Origin of the sequence: Dactylosporangium sp. CS-047395, assembly GCF_050942185.1 — a bacterium.
GTDB lineage: Bacteria > Actinomycetota > Actinomycetes > Mycobacteriales > Micromonosporaceae > Dactylosporangium.
This window is the reverse complement of sequence record NZ_CP192015.1, coordinates 9565674-9585412: the sequence shown is the minus strand read 5'-3', so window position 1 is coordinate 9585412 and position 19739 is coordinate 9565674. Positions and strand designations below refer to the sequence as shown.

General features: G+C 71.0%; 18 protein-coding genes. 9 read left to right on the top strand and 9 right to left on the bottom strand.

Features of this window, described 5'->3' with window-relative positions; translation table 11 throughout:
• Nucleotides 1-75: 75 nt before the first annotated feature.
• Complete coding sequence (locus ACQP00_RS44810; protein ID WP_433209253.1) at nt 76-1308, bottom strand: helix-turn-helix domain-containing protein; 1233 nt, start codon at nt 1306-1308, stop codon at nt 76-78.
• Nucleotides 1309-1501: 193 nt separating this feature from the next.
• Between ACQP00_RS44810 and ACQP00_RS44805 the strand changes: the two genes are divergently transcribed.
• Nucleotides 1502-2116 carry a bifunctional DNA primase/polymerase gene (locus tag ACQP00_RS44805; RefSeq protein ID WP_433209250.1) on the top strand — a complete coding sequence of 205 codons (615 nt, stop codon included), beginning with the start codon at nt 1502-1504 and terminating at the stop codon, nt 2114-2116.
• A gap of 496 nt (nt 2117-2612) precedes the next feature.
• On the opposite strand, the gene ACQP00_RS44800 is transcribed toward ACQP00_RS44805, so the two are convergent.
• Both ACQP00_RS44800 and ACQP00_RS44795 read right to left on the bottom strand, forming a co-directional pair.
• Nucleotides 2613-2882: a hypothetical protein gene (locus tag ACQP00_RS44800; protein WP_433209247.1), complete on the bottom strand. Its 270-nt coding sequence runs from the start codon at nt 2880-2882 to the stop codon at nt 2613-2615.
• Between the two features lie 19 nt (nt 2883-2901).
• Nucleotides 2902-3414, bottom strand: coding sequence for a hypothetical protein (locus ACQP00_RS44795; RefSeq protein WP_433209244.1), 513 nt, complete (start codon nt 3412-3414; stop codon nt 2902-2904).
• Nucleotides 3415-3689: 275 nt separating this feature from the next.
• Here ACQP00_RS44795 and ACQP00_RS44790 point away from each other — a divergent pair, with 275 nt between their 5' ends.
• Nucleotides 3690-4343, top strand: a complete 654-nt coding sequence (locus tag ACQP00_RS44790) for a fascin domain-containing protein (protein ID WP_433209241.1) — start codon at nt 3690-3692, stop codon at nt 4341-4343.
• Between the two features lie 40 nt (nt 4344-4383).
• Nucleotides 4384-4626, top strand: coding sequence for an excalibur calcium-binding domain-containing protein (locus tag ACQP00_RS44785; protein ID WP_433209238.1), 243 nt, complete (start codon nt 4384-4386; stop codon nt 4624-4626).
• Here ACQP00_RS44785 and aroA read toward each other — a convergent pair.
• Nucleotides 4623-5897, bottom strand: coding sequence for a 3-phosphoshikimate 1-carboxyvinyltransferase (gene aroA / locus ACQP00_RS44780; protein ID WP_433209235.1), 1275 nt, complete (start codon nt 5895-5897; stop codon nt 4623-4625). The two genes, ACQP00_RS44785 and aroA, sit on opposite strands and share 4 nt — an antisense overlap.
• Before the next feature lie 620 nt (nt 5898-6517).
• Nucleotides 6518-8806, bottom strand: a complete 2289-nt coding sequence (locus ACQP00_RS44775; protein WP_433209232.1) for a hypothetical protein — start codon at nt 8804-8806, stop codon at nt 6518-6520.
• A 13-nt stretch (nt 8807-8819) separates the two neighbouring features.
• Here ACQP00_RS44775 and ACQP00_RS44770 point away from each other — a divergent pair, with 13 nt between their 5' ends.
• The 5 genes from ACQP00_RS44770 (at nt 8820) to ACQP00_RS44750 (ending at nt 15324) form a co-directional block, all read left to right on the top strand.
• Nucleotides 8820-8990 (top strand): hypothetical protein, encoded by a 171-nt coding sequence (locus tag ACQP00_RS44770; protein WP_433209229.1) that lies wholly within the window; start codon nt 8820-8822, stop codon nt 8988-8990.
• A 667-nt stretch (nt 8991-9657) separates the two neighbouring features.
• Nucleotides 9658-11064 (top strand): RNB domain-containing ribonuclease, encoded by a 1407-nt coding sequence (locus ACQP00_RS44765; RefSeq protein ID WP_433209226.1) that lies wholly within the window; start codon nt 9658-9660, stop codon nt 11062-11064.
• A 595-nt stretch (nt 11065-11659) separates the two neighbouring features.
• Nucleotides 11660-12352 (top strand): NADPH-dependent F420 reductase, encoded by a 693-nt coding sequence (gene npdG / locus ACQP00_RS44760; RefSeq protein WP_433209223.1) that lies wholly within the window; start codon nt 11660-11662, stop codon nt 12350-12352.
• Nucleotides 12349-13677: a cytochrome P450 gene (locus tag ACQP00_RS44755; protein WP_433209220.1), complete on the top strand. Its 1329-nt coding sequence runs from the start codon at nt 12349-12351 to the stop codon at nt 13675-13677. The genes npdG and ACQP00_RS44755 overlap by 4 nt, the downstream gene beginning before the upstream one ends.
• A 78-nt stretch (nt 13678-13755) precedes the next feature.
• The gene (locus ACQP00_RS44750) at nt 13756-15324 is read left to right on the top strand and encodes a methyl-accepting chemotaxis protein (RefSeq protein ID WP_433209217.1); all 1569 of its coding nucleotides are present in this window, start codon (nt 13756-13758) and stop codon (nt 15322-15324) included.
• A 223-nt stretch (nt 15325-15547) separates the two neighbouring features.
• Here ACQP00_RS44750 and panB read toward each other — a convergent pair whose 3' ends face one another.
• Together panB and ACQP00_RS44740 are read right to left on the bottom strand one after the other, a co-directional pair.
• Nucleotides 15548-16381, bottom strand: coding sequence for a 3-methyl-2-oxobutanoate hydroxymethyltransferase (gene panB / locus ACQP00_RS44745; protein ID WP_433209214.1), 834 nt, complete (start codon nt 16379-16381; stop codon nt 15548-15550).
• A gap of 102 nt (nt 16382-16483) precedes the next feature.
• Complete coding sequence (locus tag ACQP00_RS44740; protein WP_433209211.1) at nt 16484-16960, bottom strand: hypothetical protein; 477 nt, start codon at nt 16958-16960, stop codon at nt 16484-16486.
• 133 nt (nt 16961-17093) lie between these two features.
• On the opposite strand from ACQP00_RS44740, the gene glnA reads away from it, so the two are divergent.
• A complete protein-coding gene (gene glnA / locus ACQP00_RS44735; protein ID WP_433209208.1) occupies nt 17094-18446 on the top strand; it encodes a type I glutamate--ammonia ligase in 1353 nt (450 codons plus the stop codon).
• Here glnA and ACQP00_RS44730 read toward each other — a convergent pair whose 3' ends face one another.
• Nucleotides 18447-19154 carry a ferredoxin reductase gene (locus tag ACQP00_RS44730; protein WP_433209205.1) on the bottom strand — a complete coding sequence of 236 codons (708 nt, stop codon included), beginning with the start codon at nt 19152-19154 and terminating at the stop codon, nt 18447-18449.
• Nucleotides 19124-19723 (bottom strand): sulfite oxidase-like oxidoreductase, encoded by a 600-nt coding sequence (locus tag ACQP00_RS44725; protein ID WP_433209202.1) that lies wholly within the window; start codon nt 19721-19723, stop codon nt 19124-19126. The genes ACQP00_RS44730 and ACQP00_RS44725 overlap by 31 nt, the downstream gene beginning before the upstream one ends.
• Between the last annotated feature and the right edge of the window lie 16 nt (nt 19724-19739).

Here is a 19739-nt window from a genome sequence, read left to right as displayed (position 1 = left end):
TGCGGCGCAGGACGTCGCTGAGCACCTCGCGGGCCAGAGGCCGGCACCGGATCTGCGGGCATTCTGCCCTGTTGCTTACACGCCCACACTCATGTGCTCGGCAAGTTCCGCCACCGGGGCCGACGGCGTGCCCCGCGTGCGGCGCAGGACGTCGCTGAGCACCTCGCGGGCCAGGGGCCGGCACCGGATCTCCGACGGCGCCAGCCGGTCGCCCTCCAGGAGCATCTCGCTGGCCATGTCGATGTCGCCGATCAGCGCCTGGGCCCGGGCCTGGTCCAGATAGTGGTGCGCCCGGCGCTCCGGCAGCAGGGCATTGAAAACATCAAGATCCAGGCTCTGGTGTACCTCCACCGCCACGCGCCCCTCGCCGAGTTCGACGGCGGCGGCGGCCCGGTGCAGCTTGACGTTCGTCGGCCCGAAGCACGACCAGTAGTAGTTGGCGTCGCCGTCCATGCCCCGCGCCGCGTCCTCGGCCCCGGCCAGCAGGTCGCGCACGGTCGCGCTGTCACCGATCCGGGCGGCGGACATGGCGCCCTGCAGGAGCAGCTGGCCGTAGACGGAGAGCCGCTCCGGGGTGCTGTCGTTGCCGCCGAACCCGGGCGCGAGCCGGTTCGCGATGTTGACGTTGATCTCCAGCGCCGGGCGGGCCCGGCCGAGGGAGAGCAGCGCGCAGGCGACCCGCGTGGTGGCGGTGCCGGCCAGCAGCTGGTCGCCCGCGCGCTGGGACACGGCGATCGACCGGTCGGCCGCGAGCCACGACAGCTCGTGCTCGCCGAGCTTGCGCAGGGCCGACGAGGCGATCTGGTACACCTGGCCGAGCAGGTGGGCGGCCTCCTCCGCCTGGGCGCCGTCGCTGTAGGCGGTGTCGGCGGCCTGGGCCTCGCGCAGCAGGCGGGGCAGGGTGCGGGCCAGCATGCCGTACTTCGCGTGCTGGTACGACAGCCAGGCGTGGGTCACCGCCTTGCGCATCTCCGGCAGCGGGGGCGGCTCGGGCGGCGCGTAGAAGAAGGCGCTGATCTGGTCGTAGCGCTCCAGCGCGGCGCGGATCTCCTCGACCTCGATCTGGTCGACGCAGTTGATGCTGTCGGGGCGCCGCTCGGGGTCCCGGCCCAGCAGGATCTGCACGTCCAGCTGCAGGACGTCGGCGATCTCGTACACCACTGAGAACTTGTCGAGCCGGCGCACGCCCCGCTCGACCTTGTCGACCCAGCTCTTGGACTTGCCCAGCCGGTCCGCGAAGACCTGCTGCGACATCTTGCGCCGGTTCCGCCAGTAGGCCACCCGACGGCCGATGGGCAACTCATCCACGTCGCTCACCTCCGGAGGTCACCCGGCCGGTAGACATCGCACGATTTGTGCGGTTCATCCCGGTCGTTCGCTCATACGTTCCGATGTGCAAGTTGCAGCCCCCGTCGTATTGGCCAACGACGCACAACGCGTCCGGTAACGCGACGTGGTTCCGTGCGCACTTTCGAGTGATCTCGCCTGGTTGGAGACCGTCATGTTCTCGTGGGAACGCCTGCGGTTGCGTAAGGCCGCGGCCCGCTACGCGGCACACGGCTGGCCCGTTCGCCCGGGCGCCTACCTGGTCGGCCGGCACACCGGGCGGCACCAGCGGGAGCGGCGCTTCGACTGCGGCACCCCCGGCTGCCCGACCGTCGCCTGCCACCCGGCGCCGTTCACCGGTGACTCCGTCGCCGCGATCTGGCGCGAACACTCCTACACGGTGCTGCTGCCCACCGGGTACGCCTTCGACGTGCTGGAAGTCCCCGGCGCCCTGGGCCGCGCGGCGCTGCTGGGCGACGGTTTCGTGGCCGCCCGCGGCCCGGTGGCGGTGGCGCCCGGGGACCGCTGGATGTTCCTGGTGCTGCCCGGCCACGGCGTCCTGCCCGAGCTCGCCGCCCAGGCCGGCGTCGTGCTGCACGGCCAGGGCTCGTGGGTCCCGGCCCCGCCGAGCCAGCAGTTCGGCGGGCGGGTCCGCTGGGAGCTGGCGCCGGAGACGCACAACTGGAAGCCCGCTGAGCCGTACGCCGTGCAGGCCCTCATGCTCGACGCGATCGGCGCGGGCCCATTGGCCACCGCGGGCCGCCGCACTACTTGGCGAGCCGTCGCGTAGCGCCCGGTTTTTACTCAGCGCTCCAGCTTTTCCGGCGATGACCTTACTCAGCGCAGACGACCGGACCGGCGGTTCACGCCGGTCGTCACGGGCCGTACCACTACGCTGCGTCGAGATCACAGAACCGGCTCTCTCACGGAAATGTTCACGTGCAGAATTCATGCCGGTGCCCAACGTAGCGTCGCTGTGGCCCCACGGTCGACCCTCGTAATCCGAACGTAGTACTCAAGGAACGCGAGGGTACCTACTTAAAGCCGCCGATTGATCTACTCTATTGATCATCATCGACCCGTAAGTCGGCTCAGGTCGGGCCGTTATGGCTCTTGACGCTGGATGATCCGTTGCGGGGTGCGGACGCTCGGCCCACACGCTCCGGGATCTCGACCGAGCGTAACGCTGCGCGACGGAGCGCCGGAATCGTCTTTCAACTTGGTTGACGTCAATTCCACCATTCGTGGATCCGGACATTCCGGGATTCGCGGTCTCGTTTCGCGGCTCAGCCGTGACCCAGGGGAGAGGCGGCGAAGAGCATGGCCAGGCCGAGCCCCGCAACCACCCCGCCGATGAGGCGGAACATCGCGAGTGCCTCGCTTCGCCGCCGCTCCAATTCCCGCGGGCCTGACGGTCGGGTCCAATGGCTGAGGAACAGGCCGCCCGGCGACGGACGCACCGATTTGCGGGCGTACCAGGTGGTGAAGCCGCGGAAGTTGGTGGCCAGGACCAACCCGGCGAGGAAGAGCGCCCCAAACACGAAGTAGGCGTCCATCGCTAGAGCATATCCGGGGTCAGAAATGGTCGGCGTACGAGCTGAAGAGCACCGTCCCGCTCGCGACGTCCACGACGTAGCGGGCCGACTCGCCCGGATGCGCCCCCGCGAACGCCGCGTCGAGTTCGCCGGCGTGCCGCCAGGTTCCGCCGCGCGGGAGGTATCGGCCCAGGATCGGGATCGCGTCGAACGTGTCGGCCGCTTCCCATCCCGTGTAGCGCGCGACCAGATCCGCGGCCCGCGCCGGCTCGATCCGGACCACGCCGGCCTGCGAGTCGCGATCCGTGCCCGGCACCGGCAGGAGACCGCACTGCCGGTCGGGGTCGAGCACCCAGTGCACGCCGACCACCGCCCCGAGCGGCGCCAGCTCCGCCCGGATCGGCCCGCGGTCGGTCCGAACCGTCGCGCGGTCGCGCTCGATCCGCCGCTCGCAGGAGTATTCGTTCCACTTCACGGACGCGACCAGGAAGCCACCGACCAACAGCGCTACGACCGCGACGAGCATGGCTACCCGCTCGGCCCTGATGCCCACCCGGGGCACCCTACCGGCGAGGTGTCGCGGTGACGGGCGGGAGTCGTGACCCTGCACATTTCAGACCGTTTTCAACAGCTTTCACAGCGCTTGCAGACGGTACCGGATGCGGAGTGTGACGACCTGGAAAGGGCGCTGAAGGGAAGTTTAAGATCGGCTTTGGCTCCTTGACCCTCGTCGATGGCGTGCCCGAGCATCGTCCGCGACACGGCCGGACGAAGCGGTCGTCGGCGTGAACGGAGTGCCCCGTGCGGCGCAAAAGCATCTTGGTGTTGGTGGCCGCGGCGGTCGTCGCGGCGGTCGTGACGCCCCTCGCGCTCGCGCGCGCCGAGGAGGGCAATCCCGGGCACCCGAGCGGGCGCGGCAGTGCCGTCGCGCCGCCGCCGGGGCTGTCGCCGGGGAAGATCGACATGACCGGCGGGACGCCGTTGGAGCGGGGCGGGGACCAGCAGCTCGGGTTCGAGGGCACCAACCTGCCGGCGCTGCAGGCCACGTGCCGCGACTACAAGATTCTGAGCCTGGTCGCCAACCGGTACATCGCCGAGGAACAGGGCTACGGCGGCGCCATCCACAACATGCTCCGCGCGCGCACCGCCCCCGGCCAGACCGGCAGCTGGGAGGTGTTCCGCATCTGCTCGGAGGACGGCGGGCACACGGTGTTCCTGGAGGCGCCGTCGGGCTATCTGGTGACCGCCGAGTACGGGTACACCGGCAAGAACCTCGGCATGCTGCGCGGGCGCGGCGAGTGGAACGACACCTGGGAGACGTTCGACGTGTGGACCGACGCCGGCAAGTACTACCTGCGCAACTCCACCCGCGGCACCTACTTCACCTGCCGGCTCGATTACACCGGGCAGTACTACCAGGAAATGAAGGCGACAGGTGCGGCTCCGGGCTCGTGGGAGGCGCTCTGGTTCGACGCGCTGTAGAACCCTCAGGTCCGGGCGCGACCGGCCGAGTTCACCGGACATGATGCACGTACTGCTGGCGGTGCTGCTGGCGCTCCCGACGGGCCAGGCCGCGCCGAAGCGGTACGTCAACTGCGCCGCCCTGCAGCACGACTTCCCGCACGGCGTGGCCCGCGCGGGCGCGACGGACAAGGTCGCGCGCCGCGCGAAGCCGGTCACCACGTTCACCGTGAACCAGGCCGCGTACGACGCCAACAAGCGCCTCGACGCCGACAAGGACGGCGTCGCCTGCGAGCGGCGTTAGAGCTTGGCCAGGTCCTCGAAGTACGTCGGGTAGGTCTTGGCGATGCACCGCGGGTGCTTGATGCGGATGCCGGGCACGCGCAGCCCGAGCAGCGCCAGGCTCATCGCCATGCGGTGGTCGTCGTACGTCTCGAAATCCGTCGCCGCGATCGCTCCCGGCCGCACCGTGAACCCGTCCACGTCCTCGGTCGCGTCCAGCCCGGCCCGGCGCAGCTCGGTCACGATGGCCGCGATCCGGTCGGTCTCCTTGCGCCGGATGAAGTCGATGCCGGTGACGACGGTGGGGGAGTCGGCGAACGCGGCCACGGCGGCCAGCGTCTGCGCGGTGTCGGAGATGTCGGCCATGTCGACCTCGATGCCGTGCAGTTCGCCGGTACCGGTGACCGTGATGCTGTCCGCCGCCCGCTCGACCCGCGCACCCATCCGCTCGAGCAGGTCGGCGAAGCGCACATCGCCCTGCAGGCTGCGGGTGCCGAGCCCCTCGACGGTCACCCGGCCGCCGGTGATCGCGGCCGCCGCCAGCAGGTACGAGGCGGCGCTGGCGTCGGGCTCGATCGCGTACTCGGTCGCCCGGTACGTCCCCGGCCGGACCGTCAGCCCGTCCACGCTCACCCCGAACGCGGCCATGACGGCGGTGGTCGACTCGACGTAGGGCACCGAGACCAGCGGCGAGGTGAGCTCGACGGTCAGCCCGTCGGCCATCAGCGGCCCGGCCATGAGCAGCCCCGAGAGGTACTGGCTGGAGATGTGCCCCGGCACCGCCACCTTGCCGCCCGCCACCGGTCCCGTCGCGGCGACCGGCAGGTACCCCGGCCGGCCCAGGTCCTCGATGGTCGCGCCGAGCTCGCGCAGCGCGTCCACGAGCGGCCCGAACGGCCGGGCCAGCAGCTGCGGGTCGCCGTCGACGATGCCGCGCGCCGGGCGCAGGGCCGCGGCGGGCAGGATGAACCGCCCCGTCGTACCCGACTGGCGCGCGTCGATGCGCACCTCGCCGCTCGCCGTGCGGGGGTCGACCCCGTCGACGAACACGGTCTTGGCGGGCTCGTCGACGGTGACGGCCGCCCCGAGCGCCCGCACCGCGCCGAGCATCGCGTGGGTGTCGTTGGCGAACAGCATCCCGGTCAGCGTGCTGCGCCCCGGCGCGAGGGCGGCGCAGATGAGCGCGCGGTTGGTGATGCTCTTCGACCCGGGCGGGCGCAGGGTGACGTCGGGCGGCGCACTCAGCGGCGGCACGGCCAGGACGTCGGGCAGGTCATCGGCATGGAGGCTCACACGGCGATTGTTTCAGAGCCTGCTCTTGTACCCCACGTGCCCGCCGCCACCCTCGCCCGGTCTTTCTTGTGCCGCCGCTTTCGGTCGCCCCTGCTTCGGTCGCCGCTCCGGTCCTGTCCACCGTGGACGATGCCGGCGGGCCCCCTCCTTCGTCGGTCGGTGGCCTTCGTTCGTCTCCGAACGAGGATCGGCACCTCGACCGGACGACTCGAATGTGTTTCCTCCGTTCGGCTCACCCGCGGGTGAGAGTTACCACAGCCCGCCCGTGCAACTCCCACCGCAATCCCGGAATTGACACCCCCGCCATGATCGCCAAACTGTTGTGTGACAACGCCTTTCGGACCTCTCCCGAATGCGGATAGCGACCGGTTCGCCCCGCGGCCCGCGACCGCGACCCTTGTCGGCCGGTTGCGTCTACTGTGGAATCTCAACAAGCTATTTGCCGGTTTCGGTGGCGCATGTTTCATTTGCGGTGCACAGTGATGTCATGAGCAGCAGCGGTGCTGAGCGGTACTACTGGTGCCTTTCTCACCAACGGGTCGAGTCCGAGGACAACATGTGCCCGGGAAGGGATCGCCTCGGCCCGTACGACTCGGCGGCGGAAGCCCAACAAGCTATCGCTAAAGTCCATGAACGCAACGAGGCGTGGGACGCCGAAGACGAACGGTGGGAAGGCAAGCACTAGCAAAGCGCCGGAGCCCGGAGCGACCGCGAACCGCCCGGGAAGGCCGGCTCCCCGAAAACCCGACCACCCGCACAACCCAACCGCGAACATCCCGCAGGACGCGGGAGAACTCCTCCAGGAGGACCACGATGGCCGCAGCTAAGAAGGCCACCACGAGATCGGCCGCAGCGCGCGCGGCCGCGACGACCGCGGCGGCCACGGCCTCCGCGACGACCGAGCAGGCCCCCGCCAGGGCCCGCAAGACGGTCGCGGCCGGCGCCCCCCGCCGCACCACGACCGCCAAGGTGACTCCGGAAACCCCGGCGTCCACCACCACGACTCGCAAGACCGCCCCGAAGTCGGCAACCCCCGCGACCTCAACGGCCCGCAAGTCCACCACGGCAACCCCAGCGGCGGGTTCAACCGCGCGCAAGGCCACGACGGCCTCCCCGGCGGCGGCTTCAACGGCCCGGAAGTCCACGGCGGCCTCTCCGGCGGCGGGTTCGACGGCCCGCAAGTCGACGGCGTCGAAGACGGCGACTCCGGCGGCGGGTTCGACCGCTCGCAAGTCGGCGGCTTCTCCGGCGGCCGGTTCGACGGCCCGCAAGGCCACGGCGTCGAAGACGGCGACTCCGGCGGCGGGTTCGGCGGCGGGTTCGACCGCTCGCAAGTCGGCGGCTTCTCCGGCGGCGGGTTCGACGGCGCGCAAGTCCACGGCGTCGAAGTCGGCGACTCCGGCGGCGGGTTCGGCGGCGGGTTCAACCGCCCGCAAGTCCGCCACGAAGTCGGCGACCCCGGCGGCCGGTTCGACGGCTCGCCGAGCGACGGCGTCCAAGTCGGCGACCCCGGCGGCGGGCTCGACGGCCCGCAAGTCCACGGCGTCAAAGACGGCGACCCCGGCGGCCAAGACCACCACAGCCGCCGCCAAGAAGACGACCGCAGCCACCAAGGCGTCCCCGGCCAAGAAGACGACCGCGGCAACGAAGGCGTCCCCGGCCAAGAAGACGACGACGGCCAAGGCCACCCCGGCCAAGTCGGCCGCGAAGTCGACGGCAGCCAAGAAGACCACGGCGTCCAAGGCAGCCCCGGCCAAGTCGGCAGCGACGAAGTCCACGGCGGCCAAGTCCACCGCCGCGAAGTCGACCGCAGCCAAGTCCACGGCGGCCAAGTCCACTGCGGCCAAGTCGACTGCGGCCAAGTCCACGGCGGCGAAGTCCACGGCAGCGAAGTCGACCGCGGCGAAGTCCACCGCGGCGAAGTCGACCCCGGCCAAGAAGACGACGACGGCGAAGGCCACCCCGGCCAAGTCGGCCGCGACGAAGTCAACGGCCGCCAAGAAGACGACGGCTTCGAAGGCAGCCCCGGCCAAGTCGGCCGCGAAGTCGACGGCAGCCAAGTCCACGGCAGCCAAGAAGACGACGACGGCAAAGGCCACCCCGGCCAAGACCGCGACGAAGTCCGCGGCCAAGTCGACGGCGTCGAAGGCCGCCCCGGCGAAGTCAACCGCGACGAAGTCCGCGGCCGCGAAGAAGACCACGGCCAAGGCCACCCCGGCCAAGTCAACCGCGACGAAGTCCGCGGCCGCGACGAAGTCGACGGCAACCAAGAAGACGACGACGGCGAAGGCCACCCCGGCCAAGACCGCGACGAAGTCCGCGGCCAAGTCGACGGCCTCGAAGGCCGCCCCGGCGAAGTCGACCGCGACGAAGTCCGCGGCCGCGAAGAAGACCACGGCCAAGGCCACCCCGGCCAAGTCGGCGACGAAGGCCGCGGCCAAGTCCACGACGGCCAAGGCGACCCCGGCCAAGTCAGCGACGAAGGCCACCCCGGCGAAGTCGACGGCGACGAAGGCGGCGGCCAAGTCCACGGCGACGAAGGCGGCAGCCAAGTCGACCACGGCCGCGAAGTCGGCCCCGGCCAAGTCGGCGACGAAGTCCACGGCAACCAAGGCGGCGGCAAAGTCGACCCCGGCCAAGACGACGTCAAAGGCCACCCCGGCGAAGTCGGCGACGAAGTCCACCGCCACGAAGGCGGCGGCCAAGTCGACCACGGCCGCGAAGTCGGCCCCGGCCAAGTCGACCGCGACGAAGTCCACCGCGACAAAGGCGGCTCCGGCCAAGTCGACGGCGACGAAGTCCACGGCAGCCAAGTCGACGCCCCGCAAGGCGCCGGCCAAGAAGGCGACCGCGACGACCCCGGACACCACGGTCGCGCCGGAGGCAGCAACCCCGGCGGAGCCGACCACGTCAGCAGCCGCGGTGACCGAGGGCGGCCTGACCGCCGACACCACGGCCGCCACGTCCGACGCCGCCACGGAGCCCACCACGGGTACGGCCGCCGAAGCCATCCCCGGCCGCGAGAACGGCAACAACCCGGAGGAAGCCGCAAGCATGACTCCGGAGGACTGGGCCACCCTCGCCCGCCCGTAACACCAGCACCCAAGAACGGCCGGTCCACCACAACGGTGGGGACCGGCCGTTCTCCTTTCCGCCGCCACTACTGCCAGCCACCAGCCGCCGCATGCCTAGCTTCCTGCCCGCCGCCGACCACCGGCCCCAACCGCCACCGACGACGCCGGCCAACCGCCCACAGCTGACACCCGCGCCCACGCATGCCAACAACGCCCACCGACAGCGCCCGCCACCGACCCGCCGGCCCCCGCTGACGACATCGCCACCGACCCGCTGGCCCCGCTGACGACATCGCCACCAACCTGCCGACGCCCACCGGCAACGTCCGCCATGACGTGCCGGCGCCGACCGGCGACGCGAACCGACGCCGCATGCCATCGCCCCACCGGGCGTCCATCGGCGATTCCCGCCACCGACGCCCACCAACAGCGCACTCGCGCACCCACCGAAACCACCACGCCTGGCGGTCGGCTTGGCCTGGCCGTTGCCGCCCCCAGCTGCCGCGGTCCCGGGCTGTGCTGGGTTCGTGGACCAGACTGCGCCGCGGTGGGGTTTGGCGTATCGGCCGAAAGAACGACCGGGTTTCTCGGTCCGTGGGCCGAGGCGCGCATCGGCCGCGAGAACGGGAACGGGACCGGCCATTAGCGTGATTTCTCGGGTGACCCGGCCTGGTAAGACTGGACCCGTGACCGCTCGCCGAGTTTTTGCCCCCCGCATCGACTTCAGTTCGCTCCGCCACGAGCTTGAGCTTCCCGAGGCGTTCTCCGGCGCCGCGCAGGAAGAAGCCGAGGCGGCCGCTGGTCGGGTCTTCGATGACCGGCCGGATCGCACCGAGCTGGAGTTCGTGACCATTGACCCGCCCACCTCCAAAGACCTCGACCAGGCGCTGTTGTTGCAGCGTCGGGAGGGTGGCTATCGGGTGTACTACGCGATCGCCGACGTCGCGGCGTTCGTCCAACCCGGTGGGGCTCTGGAGAAGGAGACCTGGGAGCGGGGGCAGACCGTGTACCTGCCCGATGGGAAGGTGCCGCTGCACCCGGCCGTGCTCAGTGAGGGTGCGGCCAGCCTGTTGCCGGACCAGACGCGGCCCGCGGTGCTGTGGGCGATCGACGTCGACGCCGAGGGCAACGCCACCGGGGTCGACGTGGCGCGGGCGCTGGTGCGCAGCCGGGCCAAGCTCGACTACGAGTCGGTGCAGCGGGACGCCGACAGCGGGCGGTTGCACCCCTCGATCGCGCTGCTGCCGGAGGTGGGCAAGCTGCTCGTGGCCCGGGGACTGGATCGCGGGGCCGTGAATCTGCCGCTGCCGGAGCAGGAGGTCGAGCCGGACGGGGACGGGTGGCGGTTGACGCTGCGGGCGCCCGTGGAGGTGGAGGAGTACAACGCGCAGATTTCGCTGCTGACGGGGATGTCGGCGGCGAAGATCATGCTGGACGGTGGGGTCGGGCTGTTGCGCACCATGCCGCCGGCGCCGGCTGAGACGGTTGAGGCGTTGCGGTTGGCGGCGCGGGCACTGGACGTACCGTGGCCGGATGGTGCGACCCCGGGGCGGGTCATCGCGGCGTTGGACCCGTCGCAGCCCAGGGCGGCGGCGTTCCTGGATCAGGCCGCCGAAATGATGCGCGGGGCCGGCTACACGCCGTTCGACGGGGCGCCGCCGGAGCAGCCGCTGCATGCCGCGGTGGCCGCACCGTACGCGCACGTGACAGCCCCGCTGCGGCGCCTGGCCGACCGGTACGTCACCGAGGTGTGCCTGGCCCTTCACGCCGGCGCAGCGGTCCACTCGTGGGCCCGGGAGGCGCTGCCGAAGCTGCCGGAGGTCATGACGCGTACCGACCGGGTTGCGGGGTCGGCCGAGCGCGGGGCGGTGGACCTGGTGGAGGCGACGCTGCTGCAGGGGCGGGTGGGGGAGACGTTCGAGGCGGCGGTGCTCGACGTGGACCGGGCCAAGCACCGGGCCGACATCGCGATCGACGAGCCGCCGGTGCGGGCCCGGTGTGAGGGGGACGCGCTGCCGCTGGGGGAGCGCATCTCGGTGCGGCTCACGGAGGCGGATCCGGCCAAGCGAAAGGTGACCTTCCACGAGGTGTGAGACGCCGGCCGAAGAGGTGCCGGCCAGCGGACGCGATGCGAGTGCGGGCGGCGGGCCGGCAGGAGGAGGTGACGGCAGGCGGAGGTGACGGCAGGCGGAGGTGACGGCAGGCGGAGGTGACGGCAGGCGGAGGTGACGGCGGGAGGAGGTGACGGCGGCAAAGGGCGCGCGAACAGGCCCAACGAAAGCACCCGGCGTGGAGGGACGGCTGCGCGCGGAGGGGGCCGCCGACGCCGAAACTTGAGGCACTGCGATGCGCGCGAGGGAAGCCTGACCGGCGGGTCGAGACGGTGGGCCGCGGCGGCCACGCGCCGGAAAGGGGAGACGTGATCGGTGGGTCGCGGCTGTGGGGTGGCGGCGGCCGCGCGTCGGACCGGGGAGACGTGATCGGTGGGTCGCGGCTGTGGGGTGGCGGCGGCCACGCGTCGGACCGGGGAGACGCGAGGGGGACCGCAGGGGGTGACGAAAGGAAGGCGGCGGAGGAGCGAGGCCGGGCACGGCAGAAGGGAACGGACCGCGGGGTGTGACGAGTTGGTTGGTGCCGGGCATGGGGCGGGCGCGAGGAAGCCGAGCTCCGAGAGGTACAACAGAAGGCATGAGCTACGACCAGATCGAGCTGCCCGACGTGTCCGGGCTGTCCGTGGGCATCATCGGGGGGACCGGGCCGCAGGGGCGGGGCCTCGCGTACCGGTTCGCGCGCGCCGGGCAGCGCGTGCTCGTCGGCTCCCGGTCGACCGAGCGGGGGCAGCAGGCCGCCCAGGAGCTGAGGGAGCTGCCGGGCGTCACGGGGACCGTCGAGGGCGGCGACAACCCGTTTGCCGCCGGGGCCGACGTCGTTGTCATCGCGGTGCCGTGGGAAGGGCACGCGAACACCGTTGCCGAGCTTGCGCCGAACCTGACCGGCGGGCGGATCGTGGTCGACTGCGTGAATCCGCTGGGGTTCGACAAGCAGGGGCCGTACCCGCTGCGCGTGGAAGAGGGCAGCGCCGCCGAGCAGGCTGCCGCGCTGCTGCCCGAGGCTCGGGTATGTGCGGCGTTCCACCACGTGAGCGCGGTACTGCTGGCGGATCCCGAGGTGGACGAAGTGGAGCTCGACGTGCTCGTGCTCGGTGACGACCGCGACGCCGCGCTGCAGGTGCAGGCGCTCGCGGGACGGATCGCCGGCATGCGCGGCGTGTTCGCGGGGCGGCTCCGCAACGCCGGCCAGGTCGAGGCGCTCACCGCGAACCTCATCGCCATCAACAAGCGGTACAAGGCCCACGCCGGCATCCGGGTGACCGACCTGTGACCAGCACCGAAAACACCGCCAACGAAAACACCGCCAACGAAAACACCGGCAACAAAAACACCGCCAACGAAAACACCGGCAACGGCAAGAGCACCGGCGAAAGCAACGGCAACGGCAACGGCACAGGCAAGGCCGAAAACGCCTTCGACCCCTGGTCGCAGGAGTTCGTGGCGCGCCCCTACCCCGCGTACGCCAAGCTCCGCGAAGAAACCCCGGTCCACTGGTTCGAGCCCAGCCACCAATACCTCATCAGCCGCCACGAGGACGTCAACGCCCTGCTCCGCGACCGTCGACTCGGCCGCAGCTACCTGCACGTCGCGACCCACGAGCAGATGGGCAGGTCGGCGCCCCCGGAGTACCAGGAGCCGTTCTGGACCCTGAACAACAACGGCATGCTCGACCGCGAACCGCCCGACCACACCAGGCTCCGCCGCCTGGTCTCGCAGGCGTTCACGCCCAGGCGGGTCGAGGCCCTGCGCCCCGTGGTGCAACGGCTCGCCGGCGAGCTCGTCGACGCGTTCGTGCGCAACGGCGGCGGGGATCTGATCGCCGAGGTCGCCGAGCCGCTGCCGGTCACCGTCATCGCGGAGCTGCTCGGCGTGCCCGAGGCCGACCGGCACCTGCTGCGCCCCTGGTCGGCGGCGATCTGCGGGATGTACGAGCTGAATCCGTCCCGGGAGACGGCCGACAGTGCGGTGCGGGCGTCGGAGGAGTTCAGCGAGTACCTGCGCGGGCTGGCGCGGGCGCGGCGGGACGATCCGCGGGACGACCTGGTCAGCGCGCTCGCCGCCGTCGAGGGGCTCAGCGAGGACGAGCTCATCGGCACGTGCGTGCTGCTGCTCAACGCCGGGCACGAGGCGACCGTGAACGTGACCGGCAACGGGTGGCGCGCGCTGCTGCAGCACCCGGAGCAGTTGGACAAGATCAGAAAAGATCCAGGCCTCGTCGGTACGGCCATCGAGGAGCTCATGCGCTTCGACACCCCGCTGCAGATGTTCGAGCGGTGGGTGCTCGAGGACATCGAGGTGCGCGGGGTGCGGATCCCGCGCGGGAGCGAGGTGGCGCTGCTGTTCGGGTCGGCCAACCACGACCCCGCGGCGTTCGCCGAGCCCGAGGAGCTGGACGTGACGCGGCGCGACAACCCGCACATCTCGTTCGGCGCCGGCATCCACTACTGTCTCGGCGCGCCGCTGGCCCGGATCGAGCTGACCGCGTCCTTCGAGGCCCTCCTCGACAAGGCGCCGCGGTTGTACCTCGTGAGCGAACCCGAGTACAAGCCAGGCTACGTGATCCGGGGTCTGCGGCGCCTCGAGGTTGCGACCTAGGAGCGAAGAAGGTTCAGCCGAAGTCGCCAGTGGCCGATATCACGGGTACACCTCCGGAAACCACGTGATTGGGGTCGTATGGCCGTCTTCGCCAATGTGGGCATCGCCTCGAAGATCGGCATCCTCTGCGCCGCCGGGATCCTCGTCTCGGCGGCGACGGGGACCGCCGGCCTCATCGCGCAGGGCCGGCTCAGCGACCAGGCCGAGACCGTGCACGTGCTGGATGTCGCGAGCTCCCGGCTGCACCACCTCGACACCCGCGAGTCCGAGCTCAAGGTCGATGCCTACCGCGCCCTGGCCGAGCAGGACATCGCGGCCATCCTGGCGGACCTGCCCGACGACCTCGCGTCCGTCACCGACACCATCGACGAGCTCGACGCGCTCGACCTGCCGGCCGACGTGCGATCCGACCTGGACGCCATCAAGACCGACGCGCTGGGTTTCAACGACTTCATGGGTACCTTCATCAAGGACGCCCAGGCCGATCAGGCGAGCGTGCGCCAGCGTGAGGGCGAGATCGCCACCCGCAACCACGCGGTCGACGACAAGGTCGGCGCCCTGGAGGACAAGCTCGACGCGCGCATCGCACAGGAGCGCGCCGACATGGCCGGCACCCGGCGCCAGGCCCAGTGGACGACCTCGGTCGCGCTGCTGGTCGGGCTGGTCGTGTTCCTGTTCATCGCGGTGCCGGTGGCCAAGGCGATCGTGCACCCGGTGCGGCGGGTCCGCACCGTGCTCGACGCGCTCGCCCACGGCGACCTGACCCAGCGCGCCGGCGTGACCGGGCGGGACGAGATCGGCCAGATGGCCGCGAGCCTGGATGCGGCCATGGGGAGCATCCGCGGCTCGATTGCTGCCGTCAGTACCAGCTCGGACAGTCTTGCCGACGCCTCCCGCCAGCTGTCGAAGGTCAGTGAGGAGATCGCCGGGGCCGCCGACGCGACCAACGTGCAGATGGGCGACGCGTCGGCGTCCTCGCACGAGGTCTCGCGGCACGTGAACACGGTGGCCGCCGGGGCCGAGGAGATGGGCGTGTCCATCCACGAGATCGCGCGCAACGCCGCCGACGCGGCCGGGGTGGCCTCCGGCGGGGTACGCGAGGCGACCGAGGCCAACGAGCGGGTCGAGCGGCTGGCCGTGTCGTCGACCGAGATCGGCAACGTCCTGAAGCTCATCACGTCGATCGCCGAGCAGACCAACCTGCTGGCCCTGAACGCGACCATCGAGGCGGCCCGGGCGGGGGAGTCCGGCAAGGGCTTCGCGGTCGTCGCCAACGAGGTCAAGGACCTGGCCCAGGAGACGGCCAAGGCGACCGAGGACATCCGCCGGCGGGTGACCGCGATCCAGGCCGACACGGGCAGCACGGCCGAGGCGATCCGGAGGATGGGCGAGGTGGTGGAGGAGATCAACCAGTACCAGGCGACGATCGCCTCGGCCGTCGAGGAGCAGTCGGCCACCACCGCCGAGATGAGCCGCTCGGTCGCCGAGGCGGCCACGGGCGCGGAGCGGATCGCGGCGAACATCGCCGGCGTGGCCGACGCGACCGCCGCCACCACGCAGGGCGTCGGGGCGGCGAAGGGCGCGGCCGCCGAGCTGGCGCGCATGTCGCAGGATCTCCGCCAGATGGTGTCGCACTTCAGGTTCTGAACGAACCGGCGTGCGCGTCGGGGCAGCGAATGGCGCGGCCCCCGAGCTGGCGCGGATCTCGCAGGACGTCGGGGCGGCGAAGGCGCGGCCGCCGACCTCGCACTTCAGATTCTGAATGAACGGGCGTATACCGTGATGCCGCCTGTCAGGCGATAAGTCCGATAAGGGCGATAAGTCTGATCACGAAGTGTCGGACTTATCGCCCTTATCGTGGCAAGAAACCTCAGTCGAACGTGTGCTCCTGCGCCGGGAAGACGCCGGTGCGGACCTCGTCGGCGAAGGCCTTGGTCGCGTCGGTCAGGGCGCCCGCCAGGTCGGCGTACCGCTTCACGAAGCGCGGCGTCCGCCCCGTGCGCAGGCCCGCCATGTCCTGCCACACCAGGACCTGGGCGTCGGTGTCCGCGCCGGCGCCGATGCCGACCGTCGGGATGCGCAGTTCGTGGGTGATGCGCTTGGCCACCTCGCCCGGGACCATCTCCAGGACGACGGCGAAGGCGCCCGCCTCGGCGACCGCGTGGGCGTCCTCGACGACCTCCTCGGCGGTGTCGCCGCGGCCCTGCACCCGGAAGCCGCCCAGGGCGTGCTCGCTCTGCGGGGTGAAGCCGATGTGGGCCATCACCGGAATGCCGGCGCTGACCAGGGCGGCGATCTGCGGGGCGACGCGCCGGCCGCCCTCCAGCTTCACCGCGTGGCAGCCGCCCTCCTTCATGAAGCGGACCGCCGTGCGCAGCGCCTGGGCCGGGCCCTCCTCGTAGGAGCCGAACGGCAGGTCGCCGACGACGAGCGCGCGCTTCGTGGAGCGGACGACCGCCCGTACCAGCGGCAGGAGTTCTTCCTCGGAGACCGAGACGGTGGACTCGTAGCCGTAGACGTTGTTGGCGGCCGAGTCGCCCACCAGCAGGACGGGGATGCCGGCCTCGTCGAAGATGCCGGCGGTGTACTGGTCGTAGGAGGTGAGCATCGGCCAGCGCTCGCCGCGCTCCTTGGCGGCGATCAGGTCCCTGGTGCGCACCCGGCGGTTGACGGCGCCGCCGTACAAGGACGGGACTTCGGACATCGGTGTCCTCCTCAGACTCCTCGAGGCCCCATCCGGGGTCCCCGGGCTACATCCCGATGGTCGCACCGGCGGCGGCGATTGGTACCGCGCCGATGCGGTTTTTCACATCGCGGCCACCGGGATCGGCGCCGGGTCGCCCGAGGCCAGGGCGCGCTCGTTGCGCCAGCGTGCGAGCTCGGGCAGTACCGACGCCGGCACCTCCGCTATTGGATCCAGAACCTCGCGGCCCTCCTCCTCGGCCAGGGCCAGGAGCACCACCCGGCGGACCCGGGCGGCGAGCCTGGTCGCGGCGGCCGGGCCGAGGGTCAGGTTGGCCAGGAACGCGTCGAGCATCGGCTGCACCGGCTCCAGGCGGAAGTCCAGTCCGGTGTGCAGGGCCAGGTCCCGCACCTCGGGGATGACCGCGTCGGCCAGGAACAGGCCGGTGACGTTGGTCGGGCCGAGCGCGTCGCAGGCCACGACCGCGGCGACGGCCGAGCTGACGTCGCCGGTGAGCTCCAGGGCCACGGCGCCGGAGTGGGCCGCCCGGTCGCGCACCCGGTCGACGAGCGAGGCCCACAGGTCGGGGGAGTCCGTCATGAGCCGTCCCATACCCAGCCGGGACCGCTCGTTCACGCCCGTGCCTGGTCACATACGGCGGTCCGGTAACTTGTGTGTAATACCGCCGGGACAGACTGGCCCGAATCGGCCGGAGCTTTTGTGGGGGCATCACGTGGATCGTCAGCAGGAGTTCGTACTCCGCACGCTCGAAGAGCGGGACATCCGCTTCGTCCGGCTGTGGTTCACCGATGTGCTGGGCACCCTCAAGAGCGTCTCGGTCGCCCCGGCCGAGCTCGAGTCCGCCTTCGAGGAGGGCATCGGGTTCGACGGCTCGGCGATCGAGGGCTTCGCCCGGGTCTACGAGTCGGACATGGTCGCCATCCCGGACCCGACGACGTTCCAGGTGTTCCCGTTCGAGGGCGGCATGTCGGGTGAGAGCGCCCGCATGTTCTGCGACATCACGCTGCCCGACGGCTCGCCGTCCTGGGCCGACCCGCGCCACGTGCTGCGCCGGGCCCTGTCGCGGGCGGCCGAGAAGGGCTTCACCTTCTACACCCACCCCGAGATCGAGTTCTTCCTGCTGGAGAACCTCGGCGAGCACGGCTCGGTGCCGCGGCCGGTGGACAGCGGCGGCTACTTCGACCACACCACGCACTCCGTGGCCCGCGACTTCCGCCGCCAGGCGGTCCTCGCGCTGGAGCGGATCGGCATCTCGGTCGAGTTCAGCCACCACGAGGTCGCGCCCGGCCAGCAGGAGATCGACCTGCGCTACGCCGACGCGCTGACCACGGCCGACAACATCATGACGTTCCGGCACGTCATCAAGGAGGTCGCGCTCTCCCACGGGGTGCACGCGACCTTCATGCCCAAGCCGTTCACCGAGCAGCCGGGCAGCGGCATGCACACGCACCTGTCGCTGTTCGAGGGCGAGCGCAACGCGTTCCACGACGCCAGCGACCCGATGAAGCTGTCGAAGGTCGGCCAGGCGTTCATCGCGGGCCTGCTCGTGCACGCCCGGGAGTACACCGCGATCACCAACCAGTGGGTGAACTCCTACAAGCGGCTGTTCCCACAGACCCTGCCGAACCGGATCACCGAGTCGCCGGCGTACGTCTGCTGGGGCCACAAGAACCGCTCGGCCCTGGTCCGCGTCCCGGCCTACGGCAAGCCCAATTCGGCCCGGGTCGAGGTGCGCTCGCTCGACGCCGCCTGCAACCCGTACCTCGCCTACGCCGTCATGCTCGGCGCCGGCCTGCGGGGCATCGAGCAGGGTTACGAGCTGCCGCCCGGCGCCGAGGACGACGTGTGGGCCCTCACCGACGGCGAGCGGCGCGCGGCCGGCTACGAGGCGCTGCCGGAGAACCTCGCCGAGGCGATCGACGTCATGGCCGGCTCCGAGCTGGTGGCCGAGGTGCTCGGCGAGCACGTCTTCGACTTCTTCCTCAAGAACAAGCGGACGGAGTGGGAGGAGTACCGCCGCGTCGTCACGCCGTTCGAGCGGGAGCGGTACCTCGGCATGATGTGATCACCCGTAGCGCTCGGTCCTGATCCGCTGCGGGTCGTGGCCGAGCGCGACGAGGAGGTCGGCGGTCGTCTCCACGAACCCGGTCGGCCCGCACACGAACACGCTCGGCTGGAAGTCGTTCGGCCACGTGTGGGTGTTGACGTCGGCGAGCCCGATGCGCTTGCCGCGCACCCGGGTGTAGATGTACTGCACGTCGAGCCCGGCGTCGTCCCTCGCCCGCTGCCGGAGCTCGTCGGCATAAATCGTGTCTTCGGGCGTTCTGACCGAATACAGCAGCTTGAACGGCGTCCTGAGTCCCGCTCGCGCGCGAATCATCGCCATCAGTGGGACGATTCCGGATCCTCCGGCGATCAGCTGTACCGGCGAAGGATCAGTCGCCCGCCAGACGAACCATCCGCCGATGGGCCCGCGAACCTCCACCGGCCACGAAATGTCGTAGGTTTCCGACAAATAGGGCGAGACCTCGCCGCCGTCCAGGCGCTGCACGGTGATCTCCAGGCCGTCCGCGGACGCGATGGAGTAGCTGCGCTGCGCCTGGTAGCCGTCCTCGGCGGTGAGCCGGACGTCGACGTGCTGCCCGGCCAGGTGGCCTGGCCAGCCTCCGTCGACGTCGAAGACCAGCGTCCGCGCCGTCGGCGTCTCCTGCCGGACCGCCTTGAGGATCGCCTTCCGCCAGGTCAGTCGCCCTGGTACCGCTGCTCGCGCCATGGGTCTCCGTAGTTGTGGTAGCCGGCCTCCTCCCAGAAGCCCGGCTCGTCCTGCGTCATCAGCCGCAGCTTGTGCAGCCATTTCGCGGACTTCCAGAGGTACAGGTGCGGCACCAGCAGCCGCGCCGGCCCGCCGTGCTCCGGGGTCAGCGCCGCGCCGTCGTAGCGGTACGCCACCCACGCCTGCCCGTCGACGAGGTCCTCGAGCGGGACGTTGGTGGTGTACCCGTCGTAGGAGTGTGCCATGACGTAGTCGGCGGCGGTCTCCACGTCCGCGAGGAGGGTGTCGACCGCCACGCCCCGCCAGCCGGTGCCGAGCTTGGACCACTTGGTGACGCAGTGGATGTCGACCGTGACGTCCTCGTGCGGCAGGGCGGTGAACTCGGCCCAGTTCCAGCTCTTCTCCTCGCCCGTCTCGGTGGCGATCACGAACTCCCACCGCTCGGTGCGCACCCGCGGCGTCGGCCCGGCGGACAGGACGGGGAAGTCGTGGGCGAGGTACTGCCCCGGCGGCAGCTGCGGCCCGCCACCGCGACGGGCGCCGTGGAACCCCGGCGTAACGATGCTCATGTGCCCATCCTCCACC